Below are 21,084 nucleotides of genomic sequence, written 5' to 3' on the forward strand. Positions count from 1 at the left end.
ACTAAGAAACGGCCTTAAGTTTTTTAATGGTTTCGAAGGAAAGCTTATTCTCTGCGTAGGGTTTGGTAACCTTGAATTCCTTCTCTTCACTACTGGGGAGTTCAAACATCGCATCGGTAAACACAGCTTCGCATAAGGAACGCAGTCCGCGTGCCCCAAGTTTGTACTCAACCGCTTTATCTACGATGTAATCCAATGCCTGTTCTGTGATTTTAAAGCTAATACCATCCATAGCAAACAGCTTTTCGTATTGCTTGATAATGGCATTTTTGGGTTCGGTCAGGATTGCCCTCAGGGTTTTCTTGTCCAGGGGGTTCATATGGGTAAGTACCGGCAACCTTCCGATGATTTCCGGGATGAGCCCGTATTCCTTGAGGTCTTTTGGTATGATATACTGCAGTACATTATTTTCATCCAGGGTTTCCTCCCGTTTTGAGGCACTGTAGCCAATAGCCTGCATGTTGAGGCGCTTGGTGATAATGCGCTCTATACCGTCAAAAGCCCCTCCTGCAACAAAGAGGATATTCTCGGTATTCACCTCTATAAACTTCTGGTCCGGGTGCTTTCTGCCTCCCTTGGGTGGTACATTGACCATGGTTCCCTCCAGTAATTTTAGAAGGCCCTGTTGTACCCCTTCCCCGGAAACATCCCGGGTTATGGATGGATTGTCGCTTTTGCGTGCAATTTTGTCTATTTCGTCAATAAAGACAATCCCTTTCTCGGCTTTCTCCAGGTTGTAGTCTGCCGCCTGAAGCAAACGAGTAAGTATGCTTTCCACATCCTCTCCAACATATCCGGCTTCCGTAAGTACGGTAGCATCAACAATAGCCAGAGGTACATTCAGCATGCGGGCAATAGTCCTGGCCATTAAGGTTTTACCCGTACCAGTCTGCCCCACCATTACAATGTTGCTCTTCTGGATTTCAATATCGTCCTCTTTGGAGTGTGGTTGAAGTAGTCTTTTGTAGTGGTTGTAAACGGCAACGGAAAGCACTTTTTTGGTGCGTTCCTGACCTATGATAAAAGTATCCAGAAAAGATTTGATCTCCTTGGGTTTCTTTAGGATCAGTTCTGAATTCAGGTCGTCTTTTTTGGCCTGGCGGGACTCCTCGGCTACAATGCCATGGGCCTGTTCTATACAACGGTCACAAATATGGGCATCCAGTCCCGCGATCAAAAGATTGGTCTCGGGCTTTTTCCTTCCGCAAAACGAACATTCTAAATTTTCTTTTGCCATATCTGTGGTGGTCTGTCCAACTCTATAACGCCAGAAAAACCATTTTGGTTTATAAAATACCTATTTCTGAGTGTGTTAGCTCGGTTTAATCGCTATCCCGCTCCAGAATTTCGTCAATCATACCATATGCCTTGGCCTCTTCTGCCTTCATCCAGTAATCCCTGTCGCTGTCTTCGTATACCTTGTCAAAGGGCTGACCTGAATGCTGGGAGATGATATGGTACAATTCGTCTTTAATCTTAAGGACTTCTTTGGCTGCAATTTCAATGTCGCTGGCCTGTCCCTGAGCTCCTGACATGGGCTGGTGAATCATGACCCGCGAATGCTTTAGCCCACTGCGTTTTCCTTTTTCCCCGGCGCACAGGAGTACAGCTGCCATAGATGCAGCCATCCCGGTGCATATGGTAGCTACGTCTGGTTTGATAAATTGCATAGTATCATAAATACCCAAGCCTGCATAGACGCTGCCACCGGGAGAGTTGATATAGATCTGAATGTCTTTGGAAGAGTCCGCACTGGCCAGGAACAACAACTGGGCCTGAACAATATTTGCCACCTGGTCATTGATTCCGGTACCCATGAAGATAATGCGGTCCATCATCAGTCTGGAAAACACATCCATGGCAATGGCGTTCAACTGGCGTTCCTCTATGATATTTGGGGTCATGCTTACCGGATACATACTTTCCAGTATGCTGTCATAATAGGTGCTGCTAATCCCCTGGTCTTTTATCGCGTAGTTCTTGAATTCTTTTGCGTAATTCATGCTTTGTGCTGTAGAGTTTAAAAAAAGGTGCCGAAACCATATGGATCGGCCCTGTAAAGATACTCAATTAATCAGGATTTTTCATCCTGCCTCCGTCTTGCGGAATGCCAGACAGTTAGGCTATCCGTATACCTCCTTGACAAAATTGTCGTAGGTAACTTCCTTAACCTTTAAATTGGCCTTCTCCTTGTAAAGATCAAGCAGTTTCTTGCTCATGAGCTGTTCGGAAAGCCGCTTCACTTCATCCTGGTTGCTGAGTACACGCATCAAAATAGGCTCCAGATCTTCGTCTGATGGGTTCATTTGCCCATACTGAGCCATCTGCGATTTAATGAATCCTTTGGCGAATTCTTTAAGCTCGTCAAACTGCAATTCAATGTTGTTGTCCTTGATTATCTTCCCTTCGATCAACTGGTAACGCAGGCCTTTTTCCGACTTCTCGTATTCGTCTTTTGCTTCCTCCTCAGAAAGGGTCTTTTCGCCTGTTGTTTGAATCCATTTTTGCAGGAACTCAACGGGAAGCTCAAATTTTACGGTATCGATCAGGCGCTCCGTAACATCATTCAAAAGCTTCTGATCCGCTTGCTGTTCAAACTGTTTCTCCGCATCTTCCTTGATTTTTGCCCGCATTTCTTCTTCGGAAGAAACAGTGCCTTCCCCAAATAAACGGTCAAATAATTCAGTGGTTAGTTCCGCTGGTTCCCTTTCGTTGATCTCCTGTATGGTGAAATCCACATCGATATTCAGGCCTTCAGCCTTTTCCCCGGAAACACCCAGCACACTGGGGAGGAGGTAATCCTCTTTAAATAATCCCTTTGTCTTGAGCGTTACTGTATCACCAACTTTACTGCCAACAAGGGCGTCGAGGGCTTTTTTGCTCTTGATTTTATCGAGTTCTATAGTGCTGTCGCGATTGATCTCCTCGCTTTCATTGCTGAAATTACCGGTTACCTCAAAGCCTTTTTCAATTACTGCTTTGCTGACTAGTTTCCCGTATTGTCTTTTAATCCGATCTACCTGTTCGGAAACCATTTTTTTATCGGCAACAATCTTGTAATGGGGTATGCTTTTTTTGGTTTTCAGGTTTACCTCAAACTCAGGGGCCAGGCCCAGTTCAAATTCGAAAGAGAACTCATCTGCATCCCAGTTGAAATTGTCCTGTTGTTTAGGGAGTGGATTACCCAGAACATCCAGCTTTTCCTCAGTAAGGTAGTTGTTGAGGTTGTCCTGAATTAGCTTGTTAACTTCATCTACCAGTACAGCTTTCCCATATTGTTTTTTGATTAACCCCATGGGCACCTGCCCTTTCCTGAATCCGGGAATATTGGCCTGCCTCCTGTAGTCCTTTAGGATCTTCTCCACCTTATCCTGGTAGTCCTCCCTGGTGATGTCAACTTTTACAACTGCGTTTAAATCGTCTATTTGTTCCTTGGTAATATTCATTGAAATATGATTTGTCCTCTTACTTAATCTCCTTATTCTGGCATGCCATTACATAAAGTGACCGACTTTTCCTTTAATTTTCATCTTTATTCAAGCCGGGAATCTATGAATTAGAGCATGCAAAAGTAGCGCATTTTACTTAGTTCAACAAGTTTTACAAGCTTGAAAAACAGACATATCGGCTCACTTTTTATTTTCCGATTTCAAGAAGGAATGCAAAATGGAATTCAGCAGGGATAACAGCAGGCTAAACAGCAGGGCCCACCAAATACTGCTTACCGCAAAACCATTGACCAAAGCATCGGCCAGAAGGATGATCAGGGCATTGATAACAAGTAAAAACAGGCCCAGTGTAAGTATGGTAATGGGCAAAGTAAATATGATCAGTAAAGGCTTTACCAGGAAATTCAGCAGGCTCAGGACCAGGGCTACAATCACGGCCGTCAGGTAGCTATCTACCGAAACCCCGGGTAAAATATTGGCCAATACTACTACCGCCAGGGCGCTTAGCAATAATTTCAGTATAAAATTCATATCCAAATAAAAAAGGTGCCGAAAACCGTCCGACACCTTTAAAGTTATAAAAATTTTGGTTCCTATTTAAGGTACAGCCCAATATAATCCAGCGGATCCACATTTGGTAAATTAGAACCGTATTTTGCATTGATAGCTTCAATAAATACGTTGGCCAGAAGCGCATTACCCCTGGGTGATGGGTGAATACCATCCAGAGAGAATGCACCGCCAGTGGCAAAGGCAGTGGTAACATCCCTTCCGTCGCTTAGGGTGAGGCCGTTTGCATCTACCTCTGCGAGAAGTGCGTTGACATCCGCCAGGGCTATATCATACTGTTGTGCAAGAGCCGCAATTGTCTGGTTAAATACCTCCTGCGCATCTTTTATTAGCATCTGTTCCTCAGGGGTAAGTACCCATTTGTCTGCAAGGGGCAGTGAGATTCCTTCCACAGAAAACTGTCCTGCAAGTGCCTCAGGCAGTCCCAGGGCAACCAAATCCCCCAGCGTGTCTGTGTTGACTGTTCCTATGACACGGGCGCTGGTTAATACAACCAGGTCTTCAGCAGTGGCCTGCCTTGTCTGCCCGTATGTTGATCCAAGCAAATTGGCTACAAGTGGTGCAGCCTGTGGAGGCAATCCAAACTGTGCAATAAAGGCTTCGAAGGCCGGCAGGTTAGAAAGCAGGCCTCCGGTAATAGTTGCAGACAGGTCTGCAAGGTTTTCATCAAAAATAACCACCGGGCTTGCCTCGGTTTCCGAAAAGACAATGATACGATCCGTTGCTCCTATGGCGCTGTAAATTTGATTCAAAGCACCAAATATGCTGTTCAATAGCGGTATCTGAGGTCCGAAATCCGGATTTGTTGGATCCAGCGGGTTGTAAGGAACAGTTGTGAAATAAGGTATGGTGGTTACATCAAAGACATTGCCTATTACACCGCCTGCTCCGTTCGCTGTAAGGGTTTGTAAAAGTAAATCAACAGAACCGGCAAAAACGGTGGGGTCTGTGATGTCGCTACTCTCATAGGTGCTGGGATCCGTGTTTCCGGCCTGGTTTTCACCGTCACCACCTTCAATGGCATATCCCAAAACATCACCATTGCCAATCCACAGGGCAAAGAAGGAAGGATTTTGCACTGCGGCATCCTCGATAATCCGCGCATTAGGCGAACTGGCAAATCGCGCGTAGTAAGGGTTAGCCTGACCAAGGGCAACACCAGCCACATTGCCATAACCGGGGGCCAGCAAGTGAAAGCTTTTAGCTCCGGGCACACCCAGATTGTTGAATGGGCCAGTCAATACATTACTCACTTCGGTTGTCCCCGTACCGCTTACCGGTACCGGTATAGGATCACCAGTAGAAAAATCCAGGATCAGGCGATTGCCAAATTGGGGAATGGGTACGCCCCCCAGGGTTAACCCCCCGAGGTTATCGGCCATGTAAGGGATGGTAAAATCCCCTCCACCTGCCAAAGCAAAGTTACCTGCCATGATGCTGGGTACTGAAGCGTTTTGTCCGTCAATAAATAGAGCTGCATCCGAGAACCCCGCGGTCAGTGAGTTGCCAAGGGCAACAAAATTGGAAAAGTCTGCGGTTCCGCTGGTGTAAACAATCGGATCCGGATCCGGGGTCTGATCTACACTCACATCATCATCACTACAGGAAATCAAAAAAAGTCCGCCAATGGCGAACAACATCCAAATCTTTTTCATCTTAGTCGTTTGATTTTAGTTTAGTTAACCTGCCGTTCAGGAAGGGTAAAGTCAAAATTAACCAAATTATGGAGACACACAAGAAGGCGGGCGTTAAATTATGCACGCATAACAATAAGCAGGGAATCAGCCCTTCAGAAATGCTTCGGCATATTGAATAAACTGCCTTGGGTTTTCCGCATGCAGCCAGTGCCCTGCATCCTGAACAGTTTCCATATAGGCATTTGGGAAATGGCTTTTAATCATCGGCATATCGGAATCTGCGATATATTCAGAGCGACTGCCCCTTAGGAAGAGCACTGGGCCGTCATATGAAGATGTTGCATCCAGGGCATCTCCTATTTCTTCCATTTTCTGTGAGAGCACCTTCAGGTTAAAACGAAAATCCAGTTTGTCTTTTTCTACCCAGTGCAGGCTTTTCAGGAGGAATTGCCGGATACCCCAGTCATGCAGGTACTTAGCCAGTTCAAAATCGGCAGCGGTTCGGGATTTGAGAGACTCCATCGGCAAAGCCATAAGCGCGTCAATGATATACTGGTGATGTGGTGGATAGAACTTAGGCGCTATATCAGCAACAATCAGTTTATAGGTCCTTTCCGGATAGGCAGATGCAAAGGTCATAGCAGTTTTTCCACCCATGGAATGCCCCAGGATACAGGCACTTTGGATACTATGGTGGTCCATATACCGGGCAAGGTCTTCTGCCAGGATATCGTAATTGAAATCCTCAGACCAGAAACTCTTGCCGTGGTTTCGCTGGTCGATCAGATGAACCTGGTAGCCCATTTTAGCAAATTGTGAGCCCAGGGTTTTCCAATTGTCGGACATCCCCAGGAATCCGTGCAGGATTAACAGAGGGTGCCCTTCTCCGATGATATTTGAATGCAGTATTTCCATTATTTCAGGCGATGCAGGTACATACTGACCACATTTTCCAGTCCCATATATATGGATTCGCAAATGAGGGCGTGGCCAATGGATACTTCCAGTAGCTTAGGGACCTGTTGTTTGAAATACGCCACATTATCCAGGTTCAGATCATGGCCTGCATTAACACCCAGCCCCAGTTCATTGGCTACTCTGGCGGCTTCCACAAAGGGCAGTACCCCAGCCTTCCTGCCTGCGGCAAAATCCTGTGCATACTGTTCCGTATAAAGTTCTATACGGTCTGTTCCAGTCTTTGCTGCCCCTTCAACCATTTTTGTATCCGGGTCAACAAATATGGATGTGCGGATCCCTTTGGATCTGAATTCTGCAATTACTTCCTGCAGGAACTTTTGATGGGAAAGGGTATCCCATCCGGCGTTAGAGGTGATGGCGTCCTCGGCATCCGGGACCAGGGTTACCTGGGTTGGCTGAACATCCAATACAAGATCAATGAATTTGGGGATGGGATTGCCTTCTATGTTGTATTCAGTAGTAACCACTTCCTTTAGTTCGCGCGCATCCTGGTAACGGATATGGCGTTCATCGGGCCTGGGGTGCACGGTAACCCCCTGTGCACCAAAATCCTGCACATCCCGGGCTACCTGGAGTACATTAGGCATATTGCCACCCCTTGAATTTCTCAAAGTGGCAATTTTATTGATGTTAACGCTTAATTTTGTCATTATTGACCTGCCTTAATTTTTAGGTCCACAAAAATACAAATAAGGCACACCTTTTGATGTTTAAAATTAGTAATTTGCAGCAGATAGCGTAGATATGGACCTTCAATCACATATAATCAACACCTTACCGGTATTTAATCTGGATGGTTCCATGACTGAAGTCATTGAATTTTTCCAGCATACCACCTACTCCCATGTGGCTATTGTAGAGGACAGAAGGTTTGTTGGGGTATTGTCGGAAACCGATCTCGAGACCTTCGAACACGTGAAAAAGGTAGAAGATTACCGATATGAACTGGAATCCTTCTTTGCAAAAAAAGATACATCATGGTTGGATGCCCTTGAGCTCTTTGCGCGAAACGAAGCTAACCTGATCCCGGTTTTGGATGAGAATGAATCGGTGCTGGGGTATTTCGACCTAAATGATGTGGTTGCAGAATTCATTGATACTCCATTCTTCATCGAACCCGGAGTAATACTAGTCATTGCCAAAGGGATCAAGGACTACTCCTTTAGTGAGATCGCTCAGATTGTAGAAAGTAATAATGCCAGGCTGCTGGGGGCCATAATTACCGAAACCCGAAATGAAATTATTCAGATAACGCTGAAGATTACTTCGGAGAACAGCAATGACGTGATACAGACCTTGCGACGATACAACTACAACATCCTGTTTGGTAATGATGAAGATCAGTTCATCGAAAGCCTTAAAAGGCGCTCGGAATACCTGGATAAATACCTTAATGTCTAGGAGGCATGAAAGTCGCCATTTACGGTCAGGAATACCAGGAAACTGCCCTGGAATATATTCTGGAACTCCTTGAAGAACTCCAAAAAGAAAGGGCTGTTGTTCGGTTTGAATCCCAATTTTATGATTTTTTAGGGGGAGCCTCTGCTTTGGGAAACTACGAGACGTTTACCCATGAAGGGGGGTTGGACAATACCTTCGACCTCTTTGTGAGCTTTGGGGGAGATGGTACTATCTTAAGGGCTATAACCTATATCCGGGACCTGGGTATCCCCATTGTAGGCGTAAATACCGGCAGGCTGGGATTTCTCTCTACCTTCAAGAAAGAAGAGGTCCGCAGGGTAGTCACTGAATTTAATGCCGGTGCCTACGAACTGGTTGAAAGGAGCCTGCTGGCTGTGTATTCCGATTTTGAAATTCCCGAGTTTGGCAATATGAATTTTGCGCTGAATGAGGTGTCTGTCAGCCGTAAGGATACTACTTCCATGATTACTATCGAGACGCACCTGAACGGTGAATACCTGACTTCCTATTGGGCTGATGGTTTGATTGTCGCCACACCCACCGGTTCCACCGGCTATTCCCTGAGCTGCGGCGGGCCGGTGATTACCCCAACGGCACAATCCCTTGTTATTACACCCATAGCTCCACATAACCTGAATGCAAGGCCTCTTGTTATTTCTGACGATACCGAGATAAGATTAAGGGTCTCGGGCCGGGAGGAGCATCACCTGTTGTCCCTGGATTCCCGTTTGGCAACTATTGAAAACGGGAAAGAACTCACCATTAAAAAGGCTGATTTTAAGATTCGTATGGTTGAATATACATCCGAAAGCTTTCTTAAGACCTTACGGAATAAACTGCTTTGGGGAGAAGACCGCCGCAATTGATATTATCTGAAACAATAAATACCGGCAATTCTTGTTTAACATGGAAGAACCTTTATGATGGATACTTTTTCTATTAAGAAACATCCTTATAAAGATCAAAAGGAATAGATGAGGGGAATTATTGCTGTTACACTCTTTTTCTTGATGTTCTCGGCCAGTGGTCAAACCTATGAGGTTGGCCTTTTTGCCGGAGGCGCCAATGCTATTGGGGATGTGGGTAGGATGAACTACATAGCTCCTTCCGGGCTGGCTTTCGGGGCAGTCGCCAAATGGAACAAAAGCAAGCGTTATGCCTGGAGGGCCAGCGCTATTTATGGGGAAGTTACTTTTGACGACGGCAAATCGGATATCCCTTCCCGAATTCAAAGGGGGTTCTCACTGGATAACTCCATTCTGGAGGTTTCGGCGGGACTTGAGTTTCATTTCTGGGAATACAATTTACACAAGGTGGGTCCTGCTATGACCCCTTATATCTATACCGGACTTTCATACTTTCGCTACGATTATAACTACTTCGATGCCGGTCTTTTACAGACAATTGACCAGCGAGATGGCTCTTTGGCTATCCCAATGACCCTTGGAATTAAGGCTAGGATAAATCAATTCCTTATTTTTGGGGCTGAAATTGGAGCAAGGTATACTTTTACAGACAACCTGGATGCCAGTAACCCGGAAGGTACTAACTTTGAAAGGTTCCGATTTGGGAACATTTTCAGTGACGACTGGTACGTGTTTTCAGGATTAACTGTAACTTATACCTTTGGCAGGAAACCCTGCAGGGATTGTTTTGAGTAGCAATTAGATGAACACTATTGAAGATTTAAAGAGCGAAAATCTTCCGAAACACCTGGCTATAATAATGGATGGTAACGGCCGCTGGGCTAAGCAACGCGGCAAGTTACGGGTCTTTGGCCATGAAAACGGTGTTAAAGCGGTAAGAGCAACTGTGGAAAATTGTGCCAAAGTGGGCATAGATTTTCTAACACTCTACGCCTTTTCTACAGAGAACTGGAAAAGACCAAAGATAGAGGTGGAAACCCTTATGAAGCTGCTGGTTTCTACTTTGAAGAAGGAACTTTCTACTTTAAACAAGAACAATATCCGGTTAAATGCCATCGGAAATATACAATCGCTTCCTAAAAAAGCCCATGAGGAACTTCAGGAAGTCATGGCAAAAACCAAATCCAATTCGGGAATGACCCTCACACTTGCCCTCAGTTACGGGTCCAGGGAGGAGCTGAAACAGGCCATACAAGCAATTGCGGTCAAAGTTAAAAATAACATAATTTCCCCCGAAAATATTGATGAAACCGTTATAAATAGTCATCTTTACACGCACGATTTACCAGATGTGGACTTGCTTATCCGGACTAGCGGGGAACGCCGGATCAGCAATTTTTTGCTTTGGCAGATTGCTTACGCTGAATTGTATTTTGTAGATGCATTCTGGCCAGATTTCAGTGAGGAGCATTTGGTAGCGGCTATTTTGAATTACCAGAACAGAGAACGAAGATTTGGAAAGATCAGCGAACAACTTAACTAGGGGTATGAGCACAGCACTACCCCGGGTAATCTATATTTACTTCCTCCTTCTATTTTTTAGCTATCCGGCCTTTAGTCAGGAGTTAACCTATGACAAGGGAAAGGATTATATTTTGGGCGGACTTTCTGTGACCGGCCTGGAAAGCTATAACGAACAAACCGTTAAGACCTACACAGGACTTCGGGAGGGATCACCCATTACGGTGCCTGGCGATCAGATCAGTGCGGTGATCAAAAAGTTGTGGAGCCTGGAACTTTTCAGTGAAATTGAATTCTATATAACCGATATAGAGGATGAAAAGATATATCTCGAACTCTATATCAAGGAACGTCCCACCTTATCCGGGGTGACCATCTACGGGGTTAAAAAAAGGAAAATACAGGGAATCATTGACGATACCGACCTGAAAAAGGGCAAGAAGATAACAGAAAGCCTTATTGCCAATACCAAAAACTTCCTTCAGAACAAGTACAAAAAGCAGGGATACCTGAACGCCAAAGTGTCGATAGCCACTGCAAAAGATACTGTTGATACCAATACACAGAGCATGGTGATCAACGTCAAGAAAGGGGATAAGGTAAAGATCAGGAGTATTGCTTTTGAAGGCAATGAAAAACTGTCGTCTTCCAAACTCAGGAAGGCAATGAAGAACACCAAAAAGAAATTGCCCGGGCGTTTTTGGAAAAAATCTAAGTACATCGAGGACGATTATCAGGAAGACCTCTCCAGCCTTATTGATAAATATGCCGAAAACGGCTACCGGGATGCCCGGGTTATCACCGATACCGTAGAGATCCTGAATGAAAACAATATAGACATCCGCATCAAAGTGGAAGAAGGCAACAAATACTATTTCGGAGATATAGATTTTGTTGGGAATTCGGTTTATACCGATCGCATCCTGAGCCAGGTCCTCGGTATCAAAAAGGGAGATACCTACAACGGGGTGTTGCTGAGAAAGCGTATCGCGGATGATACAAAGCCCGATGCTGAAGACGTGACTAACCTGTATCAGAATAACGGCTACCTTTTCTCACAGATAAACCCTGTGGAAGTATCGGCCCAGAATGATACAATCGACTTTGAAATCCGTATTATTGAGGGTAAGGAAACCTTCCTCAACCATGTTACCGTATCTGGAAATGACAAGACCAACGATCATGTTATCTTCCGGGAGTTAAGGACACGGCCGGGCCAGCGCTACAGCAAGGACAACATTATTCGAAGCGTCCGGGAATTAGGACAGCTTGGTTTCTTTGACGCAGAGCAGATCACACCGGATATACAAAATCCAAACCCCAACGAAGGAACTGTAGACCTTGCCTATAGCCTGGTAGAATCCGGATCCAGCCAGATAGAACTGCAGGGTGGATATGGAGGCGGTGGCTTTATCGGTACCCTGGGATTGTCCTTCAATAACTTTTCCATTCAAAATATTTTTAACGGAAAGGCCTACAAGCCGGTTCCCATGGGAGACGGGCAAACCTTTGCCTTACGCCTTCAGGCGAGTCGTACTTTCCGCGTATACAGCCTTAATTTTTCTGAACCCTGGCTGGGAGGAAAGAAGCCTGTTCGTTTCAATCTTTCCTTGTCCAGAACTCAGCAATTCCTGGCTTCGTTTAGTAACCGGGGAAGGATAGAGGTGAACAAAAATCAGCAGTTTTCGATAACAGGTGTATCTCTTGGACTGGCTAAAAGGGTGCAGTGGCCCGATGATTTCTTTACCATTTCCCATGCACTGAGTTACCAGCTCTATAACTTTGAGAATTATCGCACAGGCCTTTTCAATTTTGGTAACGGACAGTCGAACTCGCTGGCATATACGATTGGTATTTCAAGAAGTTCTGCAGGACCGGGGAGGATTTATCCGGTATCCGGATCCAATTTTGAAATCTCGGCCAAATTTACGCCCCCTTACTCCCTGTTTAGTGATAAGGATTTTGCCTCCCTTAAAGCGAGAAGCGAAGAACTCAATGAGTTGAGGACTGAAAGAGCGCAACAGGGACAAACCCTTACCGATGCGGAACGTACGGAACTTGAAGAAGTGGATCAGGAACGCTTCCGCTGGCTGGAATACTACAAGGTCAAGTTTAAAGGCGACTGGTATACACGCGTGGTAGATAAACTGGTGCTGCGAACTAACGCCGAATTCGGATTCCTGGGGAACTACAACAGCGATGTAGGCAAGGTACCTTTTGAACGCTTTTTCCTGGGAGGTGACGGCCTTGGAAGGAACTTTACCCTGGATGGTCGTGAGGTTATTCAATTACGCGGATATGAAAACAATTCCCTGACCCCGGTAGACCCCTTGACAGGGCAGCAGGAGGGAGGAATTGTATACAATAAATATTCCATGGAACTGCGTTACCCCCTTACTTTGAAGCCAACAGCTTCCATTTATGGGCTCGTTTTTATGGAAGCTGGGAACTCCTTCAACAATTTTCAGGATTTTAGACCGTTTGAATTAAAAAGATCTGCCGGAGTGGGGCTTAGAATATTCATGCCGGCCTTTGGTCTTTTGGGGATCGATTTCGGATATGGCTTTGATGAAGACCTGAGACCGCAGTCTGTGGGAACAGGTCCCAGCGGGTGGCAAACCCACTTCATTATTGGGCAACAGTTTTAATTCCTGATTACTTCCCCGGAATTACTAAAGGATAAACCACTCATTTTAATAGATTTAGTAATTTTGGCACGATATTTTCTATGTTAATAAAGCAAGCAGGAATGAAACAAAAAGTTCTTTTAGTATTGACTGCTACCTTGCTTAGCTCTTTTGCCTTTGCACAAAGAGGAGTGAGAATAGGGTACGTAGACATGGAGTATATCCTTGAAAATGTAGAAGAGTACAGGGAAGCAAGCGAGCAACTGGATAACAGGGTGCAGCGATGGAAGGTGGAGATTGAGCAAAAACAAAGTAGCATCGAACAGATGAAGAAAGACCTTCAGGCCGAGAAAGTGTTGCTTACAGACGAATTGGTAGCTGAACGGGAGGAGGAGATCGCCATACTTGAAAAGGAAATGATTGAGTACCAGCAGGACCGATTCGGACCCCAGGGTGACCTGGTGTTGCAAAAACAGCGATTGATTCAGCCTATACAGGACCAGGTGTTCAACGAAGTACAAAAAATAGGAGCCAACAAAAAGTACGATTTTATTTTCGATAAATCAGCGGATGTCGTAATGTTGTACTCCCAAAAAAGACACGATATCAGTGAATTGGTGCTGAGGGAGATCTCCAGGACCCGTAAAATAAGTAAACCCAAAAAGAAGCCTGCAAAAAGCAAGCTGGATGAGTTTGAAGACGGGCCAACCGAGAAAGAAATCAGTGAAGCACTGAAAGAGCGTCAGGAAAGGGCAGAACAGGCCCAGCAGGCTCGGCAAAAGACTGCAGAAGACAGGCGGGCAGAGCAACTGCGTCTGCGGGAAGAACGTAAAAAGGCCTACGAGGCCAGAAGGAAAAAATTGTTAGAAGAAAGAGAGGCCCGTAAAAAGGCTAAAGAAGAAGAACGTAAAAAAGAAACGGAGGAGAAAAGCGATACCGTTAATCAGGAAAACTAATTAAAATTAAAACTCAAATAGTAAATAGAAGATCATGAAACAATTGAAAAACATAGCAGTAGCATTAGTGCTGTTTGTTGCCACCACTGGATTTGTAAATGCTCAGAGTAAAATTGCCCATATCAATGTATCGGAATTGTTAGCTGAGATGCCAGAAATGAAAGCAGCCCAGGCCGAACTCCAAAAATTACAGGAGACCTACCGGGCTGATATCGAAAGTTCAATGACCGAACTGAAGAATAAGTATACGCAATATTCCAACGAAGCCAGTTCCAAATCTGCTGAAGAAAATGAAAAGAGAGCACAGGAACTTCAGGGATTCGAACGTAATATTGGTGAAGCTCAGCAGGCAGCACAACAGGAATTAGCTAAGAAGCAGGCTGAATTATTTGAGCCTATTTCTAAAAAGGCCAAGGAAGCTATAGAAAAGGTTGCTGCTGCTCAGGGTTACGACTATGTAATTGATGCTACTCAGGGTGGAGGATTGATCGTAGCCAAAGGGCCAGACCTACTTACTGCGGTTAAGCAGGAATTGGGATTCTAAAAAAACAATAGCATGCCAAGTAAACCGTTCTCATAAGGAACGGTTTTTTTATTTTTAACCGTAATCACACAACGGTTTATACCGCCAAACCTTTGGAATACATGAATACCAACCCCATAGGGATTTTCGATTCCGGCCTGGGAGGCCTTTCTGTCTGGAAGGATATCCAGAAGCTGCTGCCCAATGAGGAATTCTACTACCTGGCAGACAGTAGGAATGCTCCATATGGTGATAAATCCCCGGAAGAAATCCTGAGGCTGAGTATCAAAAACACGGAGTTTCTACTGAACCTTAATTGTAAACTCATTGTGGTAGCATGCAATACGGCTACCACAAATGCCATTGGTTATTTGCGCGAGCATTACGCTGTTCCATTTATCGGTATAGAACCGGCCATCAAACCGGCTGCCCTGCACACCAAAACTGGGAAGGTGGGGGTTCTGGCAACTAAGGGGACCCTCGGGAGTACCTTATTTCATCATACTGCACGTAATCACGCAGCAGGCATAACAATAATAGATCAGATCGGCACAGGCCTTGTTCCATTGATTGAAGAAGGGAAAGCCACTTCAGAAACAACTCGTAAGCTTCTGATAAAATATCTGACACCCATGCTGGATGCTGGTGTAGACCAGATTGTACTGGGATGTACCCATTACCCCTTTTTAATGCCACTTTTAAAAGAACTCCTTCCGGCCAATATCAATGTGCTGGATTGTGGTTTGGCGGTGGCAAGGCAGACGCAAAAGGTACTGGAAGAAAAACAATTGCTAAACAGCTCACCAAATCCTGGCTTATCGCACTTTTACACCAATAAATCGCCAGACATCCTGAAGAAAATGCTGAAGCAGTTAAATGCTCAGGGAGAGGCAAAATTTGTCGACTTTTAATACCGGATCACTTTCTTTTATAAGTGATATAGGTAAAGGCATAGGCGTGCCTTTCATCTTTCTCATGATGGGTTTCCCCAACTATTTCCCATTCCTCCGCTTTGATCTCAGGAAAAAAGGCATCGGCTTCAAAGTTCGCGTGTACCCGGGTAAGTTCAATTAGGTCTGAATACGGCAGGGCCTGGGTGTATATCTCACCACCTCCAATAATGAAAGCCTTTTCATTCTCCTCCACCAGCTGCAGTGCTTCCTGCAGGCTGTGAACCACCTTACATTGGGGATGATCCGTGGAATACTCCAGATTACGGGTGATAATTATATGGAATCTGTTGGGTAGCGGCTTTGGAAAGCTTTCAAAGGTTTTGCGCCCCATGATAATCTTATGCCCTGTGGTTATTTGCTTGAACCTTTTAAAGTCGTCCGGCAAATGCCAAAGCAATTTGTTGTCTTTGCCAAGGGACCCGTTTTCCCCTACCGCTGCTATGGTAATTATAGCCCCCATCATGCTTTTTTTTTATTAGTATCGGGGTCTTGCATTTCATTTTGCACCTCTTTCTGCAAAGCTGCTATACGCTCTTGCTGTTTGGCAACCAGTTGTTCTCTCTGTTTGCGCTCCCATTCCTGTCCCATAAAGGGATCCAGGAAAAAAACCTGTATCGTATGCATAAAGAGCAGAAATAACCAGGCAAGGATTGCCCAGAGGTACCAGTCATAATCTCCTCCGTAATGGAAAGCTTTGTTTAACACCACAAAAAAAAGTGAACCCACCAGGAAAAATACAAAATGCCTGTACAGCTTCTTCTTCTGGATAATACGCTGTTGTGCATATTCCAGTTGCTCGTGCTGTTCAAGAGGTATTTTAGTTTTCGCTTTGTTTCGGGAGCTCACGCTTATCCTTATATTTAACTGCAAAGATAAAGTAATTCACCTCTGGAGTATTGAGTTTTATGGAACATCTGAGAAAACAATTCCCGGTACTGTCACAAGGAATTTATGCCGATACAGCGGCGTCTGGATTATTGTACGACGACTTATTGGAATGGAGGCAGGGGCACGATCTGGATTTTCTCATAGGGGGTAGCAGCATGAAGTTTGAAAGCTTTGATCTGGTAGAGGAAACCCATGGTACATTGGCCAATTTTTTCAATGCATCATCCCGGGACATAGCCCTGGTACCCAATTTCTCTCTGGGGTTGAACCTGATTTTGGAAGGTCTTGCAGCAGATACTCGTATTCTGCTGTTGGATGGGGATTACCCCTCAGTAAACTGGCCATTTGAGAGCCGGGGATACCCTATAAAATATGTGCCTATTGATGCCAGCCTGGAGGATCACATCTGGAAGGTACTGGCTGAGGAACCCGTTTCCGTATTTGCCTTTAGTCTCGTCCAATGGCTCAATGGAGTTCGCATTGATCTTAATTTTTTAAAGGAACTCAAAGCGAAGTATCCCGAGCTTATTCTGATAGCAGACGGGACGCAATACCTCGGTGCCCTGGATTTTGATTTTTCCAATTCCGGGATAGATGTCATGGGGGCTAGTGGATACAAGTGGCTGCTTGGTGGCTATGGCAATGGGTTTTATTTGTTTGCCCCAACGTTTAAAGAAAAGACTTCATTGCCCTGTATGGGGTTTTACGCTGCAGGAGGCAAGCCAGATCAAAGAGAACAAATACCGTTCTCCAGGGGGCTGGAACCCGGCCATCTCGATAGTCTCAATTTTGGTAGCCTTAAGTTTTCCCTGGAATGGTTATCCAAGGCAGGTATGCAAAATATTACAGCACACAATGAAGCCTTGATACAAAGAGCGAGAGAGGCAATGGCCGAACTGGGTATTCTGGAATCAGCTATTACCGAAAGGAAACAACATGGCCCTATATTCAGTGTGGACCCAGGAGCAGGGCTAACAGAAGCTCTTCGTGAAGCCGGAGTGTTTTTTTCCGAGAGGGGAGGGCGAATACGGTTGAGTTTCCACTTCTACAATACAGAAAAGGACGTAGACCGGGTTGTTGACCTGATCAGAAGGCAGCTTTAAGATTAAGACTGTAGTAAAAACAACCGCCTGATATTGTCAAAGTAAACCCATAGTTCTCAAAATATTATTAAAATGATAAAACTGATTTCCTTCATTGTTGGTGAAGGGATTATTGTTTTTTTTTGCCCTTAAAATTAAAACAGAGAAACCATGGCAATAAGCAAACAGTATCTCAAGACCAAACCCGTTTGCAAGGTAACTTTTACAGTCCCTGCAAAAGAAGCGAAGAAAGTAGCTGTAGTGGGTGATTTTAACAACTGGAACCCTAAGGGCAGTATGTTGAAGAAACTGAAAAATGGAAACTTCAAAGGAACATTTGACCTTCCTAAAGAGCAAAGCTTTGAATTCCGTTATTTGGTTGACGGAAATTACATTAACGATGATGCCGCTGATCGCTACCAGTGGAATGACTACGCTGGTGCGGAGAACGCAGTATTGGAATTGTAATTATGTAAAACTTAATTGGAACCGGGTTCTTCTTGGAATAACCCGGTTTTTTTATGCTTAGAATTTCCTGAAAAGATAATTTTTAAAAAGTTTCCTCCGATCGCTAAAGGCTTCCACAATCTCCAATCCTGCCTTTCGGGCCAGCCAGGAAACCACATCATCGTCATACTTCTGACTGATTTCTGTATGAATGGTTTCCCAGGCTTTAAAAGTAACCTTCAAATCCAATGACCTGATATACACGTCGTGGGCTTTAAGGGAAACCAGGTAGCTTTTCGCTGTCCCGCTCTCGGGGTCATAAACCTCCCAATGCCTGAAGTTGTTTCCATTAAAATCTCCCCCGAGTTCCCGGTTGATCCGGGTAAGGATGTTTTTGTTGAAGGCCTCGGTAACCCCACCGGGATCGTTATAAGCGTCTAGGATCTTCTGGGGGTCTTTTTTCTGGTCGAATCCGACCAAGAAAAGATCATCACTACTCATAAGCTTTTGCACCTGGACGAGGAAATCCACGGCCTGTGGGTGTAGCAGGTTGCCTATATTGGAGCCCAGGAAAAGGATGACCTTCCTGTTTTTGTCCATCTGGCAGATGGCTTCAAGGCTCTCAAAATAGGTTCCCTGTACGGGTTTAACTGCTAGTCCGGGAAATTCTGAATTTAAACTGTTTGTCAATTCATTGAGTATATGAGTACTGATATCGATGGGAACGTACTGAAAACTGGTATTTTTCTGCTGGAGATAATTAAGGAGAATCCTGGTTTTAGAGCCATCCCCGGCTCCCAGTTCAATCAAATTAAAGGTCGCTTTACCCCTGCTAAAATGCCCGGCGATGGCTTCTTTATGATCTTGTAGTATTTCCAGTTCACTATTGGTCAGGTAATATTCTGGTAATTTCATGATTTCCTGAAAAAGCTTATCGCCCACGGCATCATAGAAATACTTGGATGAAAGGTGTTTGGGGAAATCGGTCAGACCCCGATAGACTTCCTGTTCAAAAACAGAGTTGAAGTTGGGTGTTGTTTTATTGGGCATATGGTCTTTGTCGGGATTATCGGGCTAATCTAAATCCGGTGTACTGCCATCTTTCATGGGGATGGAAGAAATTGCGGTAAGTAGGCCTGCTGTGTCCGGCAGGAGTTGCTATGGAAGCGCCCCTTAAGACCTTCTGGTTTACCATAAATTTGCCATTGTATTCCCCCAATGCGCCCTCTGCCTTCTTAAACTTCGGATAGGGCAGGTATGCACTTTCAGTCCACTCCCAGCGTAGGCCCCATAAGAAATGGGAATGGGCAGTTTCCCATTCGAATTCTGTTGGCAGCCGCATACCTTTCCATTGAGCATAGGCAAAGGCCTCATAATAGCTGATATGGGTTACCGGCGCATCCGGATCAATGGGATGCAGACCATTTAAGGTATAGTTATACCATTGATCCTTAATCAAATGCCAGTACAGTGGGTTTTTTATTTTTTGTTGCTTCACCCAGTCCCATCCTGCGGCATGCCAGAGATCAAAACGTGTGTATCCGCCGTCTTTAATAAACCCCATATATTCCTGGTTGGTAACCAGGTTTGCTGCGATTTCAAAAGGCTCTAGATATACTTTGTGTCTTCCCAGTTCATTATCGAAACAGAACCCGTTCCCTTCATGGCCTATTTCACTGATCCCGGCTGGAAAGGCGAACCATTGTTCTTTGGATTCGGCTACCGGGTGCTCCTTAATATTTTCGGAATATGCGGGCAGCAATGGATTATGTCCCAGTATGTATTTGATGTCCGTAAGCAATAATTCCTGGTGCTGTTGCTCGTGGTTTATCCCTATTTCCAACAGGCTCCAAAGGGAAGCATCAGCAGTATGCTCAAAAAGTTCCTGAACAGCTTCCGTTACGTGTTGCCTATATGCATAAATGCGCTTTACAGATGGTCTGGACAGGTTGCCGCGATTTGCCCGAACGACTCGGTTCCCAAATGTTTCATAATAGCTATTAAATACAAAGGAAAAGTCCTTGTCGAAAAAAGTATATTCCCGGGCATGTGGTTTGAGAATGAATTCCTCAAAGAACCAGGTAGTATGCCCCAGATGCCACTTAGGTGGGGAAACTTCTTCTGTTGGCTGTACCACATAATCTTCCGTCTCCAATGGGGCACAAAGCATTTCCGTATGTCTCCTTGTATCCAGGAAGGCATCCAGTAAGATTTCTGTAAGGTACATAGCTCTGTGCTCTGTTTTCATTAAAGGTAGCGATAATGCCTTAATTACAGGAAATGCGCTGATACCGGAAGGGGTTATCGCAAGAGGAATCAGACAGCCACAACCCCTTTAATGTGGGGATGCGGATCGTAATTAAGTAGTGTAAAGTCTTCGAACTTGAATCCAAAGATATCATCTACTTGTGGATTGAGTTCCATAACTGGCAGTGGACGTGGTTCCCTGCTTAGCTGCAATTCTATCTGCTCCAAATGGTTGTTGTAGATATGGGCATCTCCAAAGGTGTGTATAAACTCTCCGGGCTGCAGGCCACATACCTGGGCTACCATTAACGTGAAAAGGGCATAGGAAGCAATATTAAAAGGAACCCCAAGGAAAATATCAGCGCTGCGTTGATAGAGCTGGCAGGAAAGCTTACCATTGGCGACATAAAACTGGAAAAAGGCATGGCAGGGGGGAAGGGCTGCTTTGCCCTCGGCCACATTTTGGGCGAAGGACTTTGAAGTATCCGGGAGAACACTTGGATTCCAGGCAGTAACCATCAGTCTCCTGCTATCCGGATTGGTCTTGATGTTGTGAATAAGCTGTTTGATCTGATCGATGCCGTCACCGTTCCAATTTCGCCACTGATAGCCATAGACAGGGCCCAGATCTCCATTTTCATTGGCCCATTCATTCCAGATGCGTACTCCATTCTCCTTCAGGTAGCCAATATTCGTTTCGCCTTTCAGAAACCAGAGCAATTCATGAATAATGGACTTGAGGTGCAGTTTTTTAGTGGTTACCAGCGGGAACCCATCCTGCAGGTCAAAGCGCATCTGGTAGCCGAAAACACTTATTGTTCCGGTGCCTGTACGGTCAGACTTCTTACATCCATTTTCCAAAACGTGTTTCAGCAGGTCGTGGTATTGTTTCATTCTATCCTGTGTTTATGGAGAGCT

The 21,084-nt window shown here is 45.0% G+C and carries 22 protein-coding genes; 10 read left to right on the forward strand and 12 right to left on the reverse strand.

Annotated elements, in window-relative coordinates; all coding sequences use genetic code 11:
- Window position 1 precedes the first annotated feature (1 nt).
- The 7 genes from clpX to OO016_RS05745 all read right to left on the reverse strand — a co-directional run bounded on the left by clpX (window position 2) and on the right by OO016_RS05745 (window position 7,284).
- Window positions 2–1,237 carry an ATP-dependent Clp protease ATP-binding subunit ClpX gene (clpX, locus tag OO016_RS05715; RefSeq protein WP_266011530.1) on the reverse strand — a complete coding sequence of 412 codons (1,236 nt, stop codon included), beginning with the start codon at window positions 1,235–1,237 and terminating at the stop codon, window positions 2–4.
- Between the two features lie 85 nt (window positions 1,238–1,322).
- Window positions 1,323–2,003 (reverse strand): ATP-dependent Clp endopeptidase proteolytic subunit ClpP, encoded by a 681-nt coding sequence (gene clpP, locus OO016_RS05720; protein WP_266011532.1) that lies wholly within the window; start codon window positions 2,001–2,003, stop codon window positions 1,323–1,325.
- A 120-nt stretch (window positions 2,004–2,123) separates the two neighbouring features.
- Window positions 2,124–3,446, reverse strand: a complete 1,323-nt coding sequence (gene tig / locus OO016_RS05725; protein WP_266011533.1) for a trigger factor — start codon at window positions 3,444–3,446, stop codon at window positions 2,124–2,126.
- A gap of 183 nt (window positions 3,447–3,629) precedes the next feature.
- On the reverse strand, window positions 3,630–3,980 hold the full coding sequence (locus OO016_RS05730; RefSeq protein ID WP_266011534.1) for a phage holin family protein: 351 nt from the start codon (window positions 3,978–3,980) through the stop codon (window positions 3,630–3,632).
- A gap of 62 nt (window positions 3,981–4,042) precedes the next feature.
- A complete protein-coding gene (locus OO016_RS05735; RefSeq protein WP_266011535.1) occupies window positions 4,043–5,674 on the reverse strand; it encodes an SGNH/GDSL hydrolase family protein in 1,632 nt (543 codons plus the stop codon).
- 126 nt (window positions 5,675–5,800) lie between these two features.
- Window positions 5,801–6,571, reverse strand: a complete 771-nt coding sequence (locus OO016_RS05740) for an alpha/beta fold hydrolase (RefSeq protein WP_266011536.1) — start codon at window positions 6,569–6,571, stop codon at window positions 5,801–5,803.
- Window positions 6,571–7,284 carry a pyridoxine 5'-phosphate synthase gene (locus OO016_RS05745; RefSeq protein WP_266011537.1) on the reverse strand — a complete coding sequence of 238 codons (714 nt, stop codon included), beginning with the start codon at window positions 7,282–7,284 and terminating at the stop codon, window positions 6,571–6,573. Before OO016_RS05745 ends, OO016_RS05740 begins: the two co-directional genes overlap by 1 nt.
- Window positions 7,285–7,378: 94 nt before the next feature.
- On the opposite strand from OO016_RS05745, the gene OO016_RS05750 reads away from it, so the two are divergent.
- The 8 genes from OO016_RS05750 (at window position 7,379) to murI (ending at window position 15,460) form a co-directional block, all read left to right on the forward strand.
- Window positions 7,379–8,035, forward strand: coding sequence for a CBS domain-containing protein (locus OO016_RS05750; protein ID WP_266011538.1), 657 nt, complete (start codon window positions 7,379–7,381; stop codon window positions 8,033–8,035).
- A gap of 5 nt (window positions 8,036–8,040) precedes the next feature.
- Window positions 8,041–8,922 (forward strand): NAD kinase, encoded by an 882-nt coding sequence (locus OO016_RS05755; RefSeq protein ID WP_266011539.1) that lies wholly within the window; start codon window positions 8,041–8,043, stop codon window positions 8,920–8,922.
- 108 nt (window positions 8,923–9,030) lie between these two features.
- Window positions 9,031–9,717, forward strand: coding sequence for a type IX secretion system protein PorG (gene porG / locus OO016_RS05760; RefSeq protein ID WP_266011540.1), 687 nt, complete (start codon window positions 9,031–9,033; stop codon window positions 9,715–9,717).
- A gap of 7 nt (window positions 9,718–9,724) precedes the next feature.
- Complete coding sequence (gene uppS / locus OO016_RS05765; protein WP_266011542.1) at window positions 9,725–10,465, forward strand: undecaprenyl pyrophosphate synthase; 741 nt, start codon at window positions 9,725–9,727, stop codon at window positions 10,463–10,465.
- 4 nt (window positions 10,466–10,469) lie between these two features.
- Entirely contained in the window at window positions 10,470–13,091 is a 2,622-nt protein-coding gene (locus tag OO016_RS05770; protein ID WP_266011544.1) for a BamA/OMP85 family outer membrane protein, read from the forward strand.
- 101 nt (window positions 13,092–13,192) lie between these two features.
- Window positions 13,193–14,026 carry an OmpH/Skp family outer membrane protein gene (locus OO016_RS05775; protein WP_266011546.1) on the forward strand — a complete coding sequence of 278 codons (834 nt, stop codon included), beginning with the start codon at window positions 13,193–13,195 and terminating at the stop codon, window positions 14,024–14,026.
- 34 nt (window positions 14,027–14,060) lie between these two features.
- Complete coding sequence (locus OO016_RS05780; protein ID WP_266011548.1) at window positions 14,061–14,570, forward strand: OmpH/Skp family outer membrane protein; 510 nt, start codon at window positions 14,061–14,063, stop codon at window positions 14,568–14,570.
- Between the two features lie 101 nt (window positions 14,571–14,671).
- On the forward strand, window positions 14,672–15,460 hold the full coding sequence (murI, locus tag OO016_RS05785) for a glutamate racemase (protein ID WP_266011550.1): 789 nt from the start codon (window positions 14,672–14,674) through the stop codon (window positions 15,458–15,460).
- A 7-nt stretch (window positions 15,461–15,467) separates the two neighbouring features.
- On the opposite strand, the gene OO016_RS05790 is transcribed toward murI, so the two are convergent.
- Both OO016_RS05790 and OO016_RS05795 read right to left on the reverse strand, forming a co-directional pair.
- Window positions 15,468–15,962, reverse strand: coding sequence for a dihydrofolate reductase (locus OO016_RS05790; RefSeq protein ID WP_266011970.1), 495 nt, complete (start codon window positions 15,960–15,962; stop codon window positions 15,468–15,470).
- A complete protein-coding gene (locus OO016_RS05795; protein ID WP_266011552.1) occupies window positions 15,962–16,348 on the reverse strand; it encodes a 2TM domain-containing protein in 387 nt (128 codons plus the stop codon). Before OO016_RS05795 ends, OO016_RS05790 begins: the two co-directional genes overlap by 1 nt.
- 59 nt (window positions 16,349–16,407) lie before the next feature.
- Between OO016_RS05795 and OO016_RS05800 the strand changes: the two genes are divergently transcribed.
- Together OO016_RS05800 and OO016_RS05805 are read left to right on the forward strand one after the other, a co-directional pair.
- Complete coding sequence (locus OO016_RS05800; RefSeq protein ID WP_266011554.1) at window positions 16,408–17,493, forward strand: aminotransferase class V-fold PLP-dependent enzyme; 1,086 nt, start codon at window positions 16,408–16,410, stop codon at window positions 17,491–17,493.
- Window positions 17,494–17,643: 150 nt separating this feature from the next.
- On the forward strand, window positions 17,644–17,940 hold the full coding sequence (locus OO016_RS05805; RefSeq protein WP_266011556.1) for an isoamylase early set domain-containing protein: 297 nt from the start codon (window positions 17,644–17,646) through the stop codon (window positions 17,938–17,940).
- Between the two features lie 57 nt (window positions 17,941–17,997).
- Here the strand turns inward: OO016_RS05805 and egtD are convergent, their stop codons facing one another.
- From egtD to OO016_RS05820, 3 genes are all read right to left on the reverse strand, one after another.
- On the reverse strand, window positions 17,998–18,969 hold the full coding sequence (gene egtD, locus OO016_RS05810) for an L-histidine N(alpha)-methyltransferase (RefSeq protein ID WP_266011558.1): 972 nt from the start codon (window positions 18,967–18,969) through the stop codon (window positions 17,998–18,000).
- Window positions 18,970–18,985: 16 nt separating this feature from the next.
- Complete coding sequence (gene egtB, locus OO016_RS05815) at window positions 18,986–20,146, reverse strand: ergothioneine biosynthesis protein EgtB (protein ID WP_439649307.1); 1,161 nt, start codon at window positions 20,144–20,146, stop codon at window positions 18,986–18,988.
- Window positions 20,147–20,235: 89 nt separating this feature from the next.
- A complete protein-coding gene (locus OO016_RS05820; protein WP_266011562.1) occupies window positions 20,236–21,060 on the reverse strand; it encodes a thymidylate synthase in 825 nt (274 codons plus the stop codon).
- Between the last annotated feature and the right edge of the window lie 24 nt (window positions 21,061–21,084).

It is taken from the genome of Lentiprolixibacter aurantiacus, from assembly GCF_026241225.1.
Taxonomy (GTDB): domain Bacteria; phylum Bacteroidota; class Bacteroidia; order Flavobacteriales; family Flavobacteriaceae; genus Lentiprolixibacter; species Lentiprolixibacter aurantiacus.

Coding starts and splice junctions, on each gene's coding strand:
- OO016_RS05770 (WP_266011544.1), top strand. CDS start 10,470: ATGAGCACAGCACTACCCCGGGTAATCTATATTTACTTCCTCCTTCTA.
- OO016_RS05800 (WP_266011554.1), top strand. CDS start 16,408: ATGGAACATCTGAGAAAACAATTCCCGGTACTGTCACAAGGAATTTAT.
- murI (WP_266011550.1), top strand. CDS start 14,672: ATGAATACCAACCCCATAGGGATTTTCGATTCCGGCCTGGGAGGCCTT.
- OO016_RS05750 (WP_266011538.1), top strand. CDS start 7,379: ATGGACCTTCAATCACATATAATCAACACCTTACCGGTATTTAATCTG.
- clpP (WP_266011532.1), bottom strand. CDS start 2,003: ATGAATTACGCAAAAGAATTCAAGAACTACGCGATAAAAGACCAGGGG.
- uppS (WP_266011542.1), top strand. CDS start 9,725: ATGAACACTATTGAAGATTTAAAGAGCGAAAATCTTCCGAAACACCTG.
- OO016_RS05740 (WP_266011536.1), bottom strand. CDS start 6,571: ATGGAAATACTGCATTCAAATATCATCGGAGAAGGGCACCCTCTGTTA.
- clpX (WP_266011530.1), bottom strand. CDS start 1,237: ATGGCAAAAGAAAATTTAGAATGTTCGTTTTGCGGAAGGAAAAAGCCC.
- tig (WP_266011533.1), bottom strand. CDS start 3,446: ATGAATATTACCAAGGAACAAATAGACGATTTAAACGCAGTTGTAAAA.
- egtD (WP_266011558.1), bottom strand. CDS start 18,969: ATGCCCAATAAAACAACACCCAACTTCAACTCTGTTTTTGAACAGGAA.
- OO016_RS05775 (WP_266011546.1), top strand. CDS start 13,193: ATGAAACAAAAAGTTCTTTTAGTATTGACTGCTACCTTGCTTAGCTCT.
- OO016_RS05820 (WP_266011562.1), bottom strand. CDS start 21,060: ATGAAACAATACCACGACCTGCTGAAACACGTTTTGGAAAATGGATGT.
- OO016_RS05735 (WP_266011535.1), bottom strand. CDS start 5,674: ATGAAAAAGATTTGGATGTTGTTCGCCATTGGCGGACTTTTTTTGATT.
- OO016_RS05745 (WP_266011537.1), bottom strand. CDS start 7,284: ATGACAAAATTAAGCGTTAACATCAATAAAATTGCCACTTTGAGAAAT.
- OO016_RS05755 (WP_266011539.1), top strand. CDS start 8,041: ATGAAAGTCGCCATTTACGGTCAGGAATACCAGGAAACTGCCCTGGAA.
- egtB (WP_439649307.1), bottom strand. CDS start 20,146: ATGTACCTTACAGAAATCTTACTGGATGCCTTCCTGGATACAAGGAGA.
- porG (WP_266011540.1), top strand. CDS start 9,031: ATGAGGGGAATTATTGCTGTTACACTCTTTTTCTTGATGTTCTCGGCC.
- OO016_RS05805 (WP_266011556.1), top strand. CDS start 17,644: ATGGCAATAAGCAAACAGTATCTCAAGACCAAACCCGTTTGCAAGGTA.
- OO016_RS05790 (WP_266011970.1), bottom strand. CDS start 15,962: ATGGGGGCTATAATTACCATAGCAGCGGTAGGGGAAAACGGGTCCCTT.
- OO016_RS05780 (WP_266011548.1), top strand. CDS start 14,061: ATGAAACAATTGAAAAACATAGCAGTAGCATTAGTGCTGTTTGTTGCC.
- OO016_RS05730 (WP_266011534.1), bottom strand. CDS start 3,980: ATGAATTTTATACTGAAATTATTGCTAAGCGCCCTGGCGGTAGTAGTA.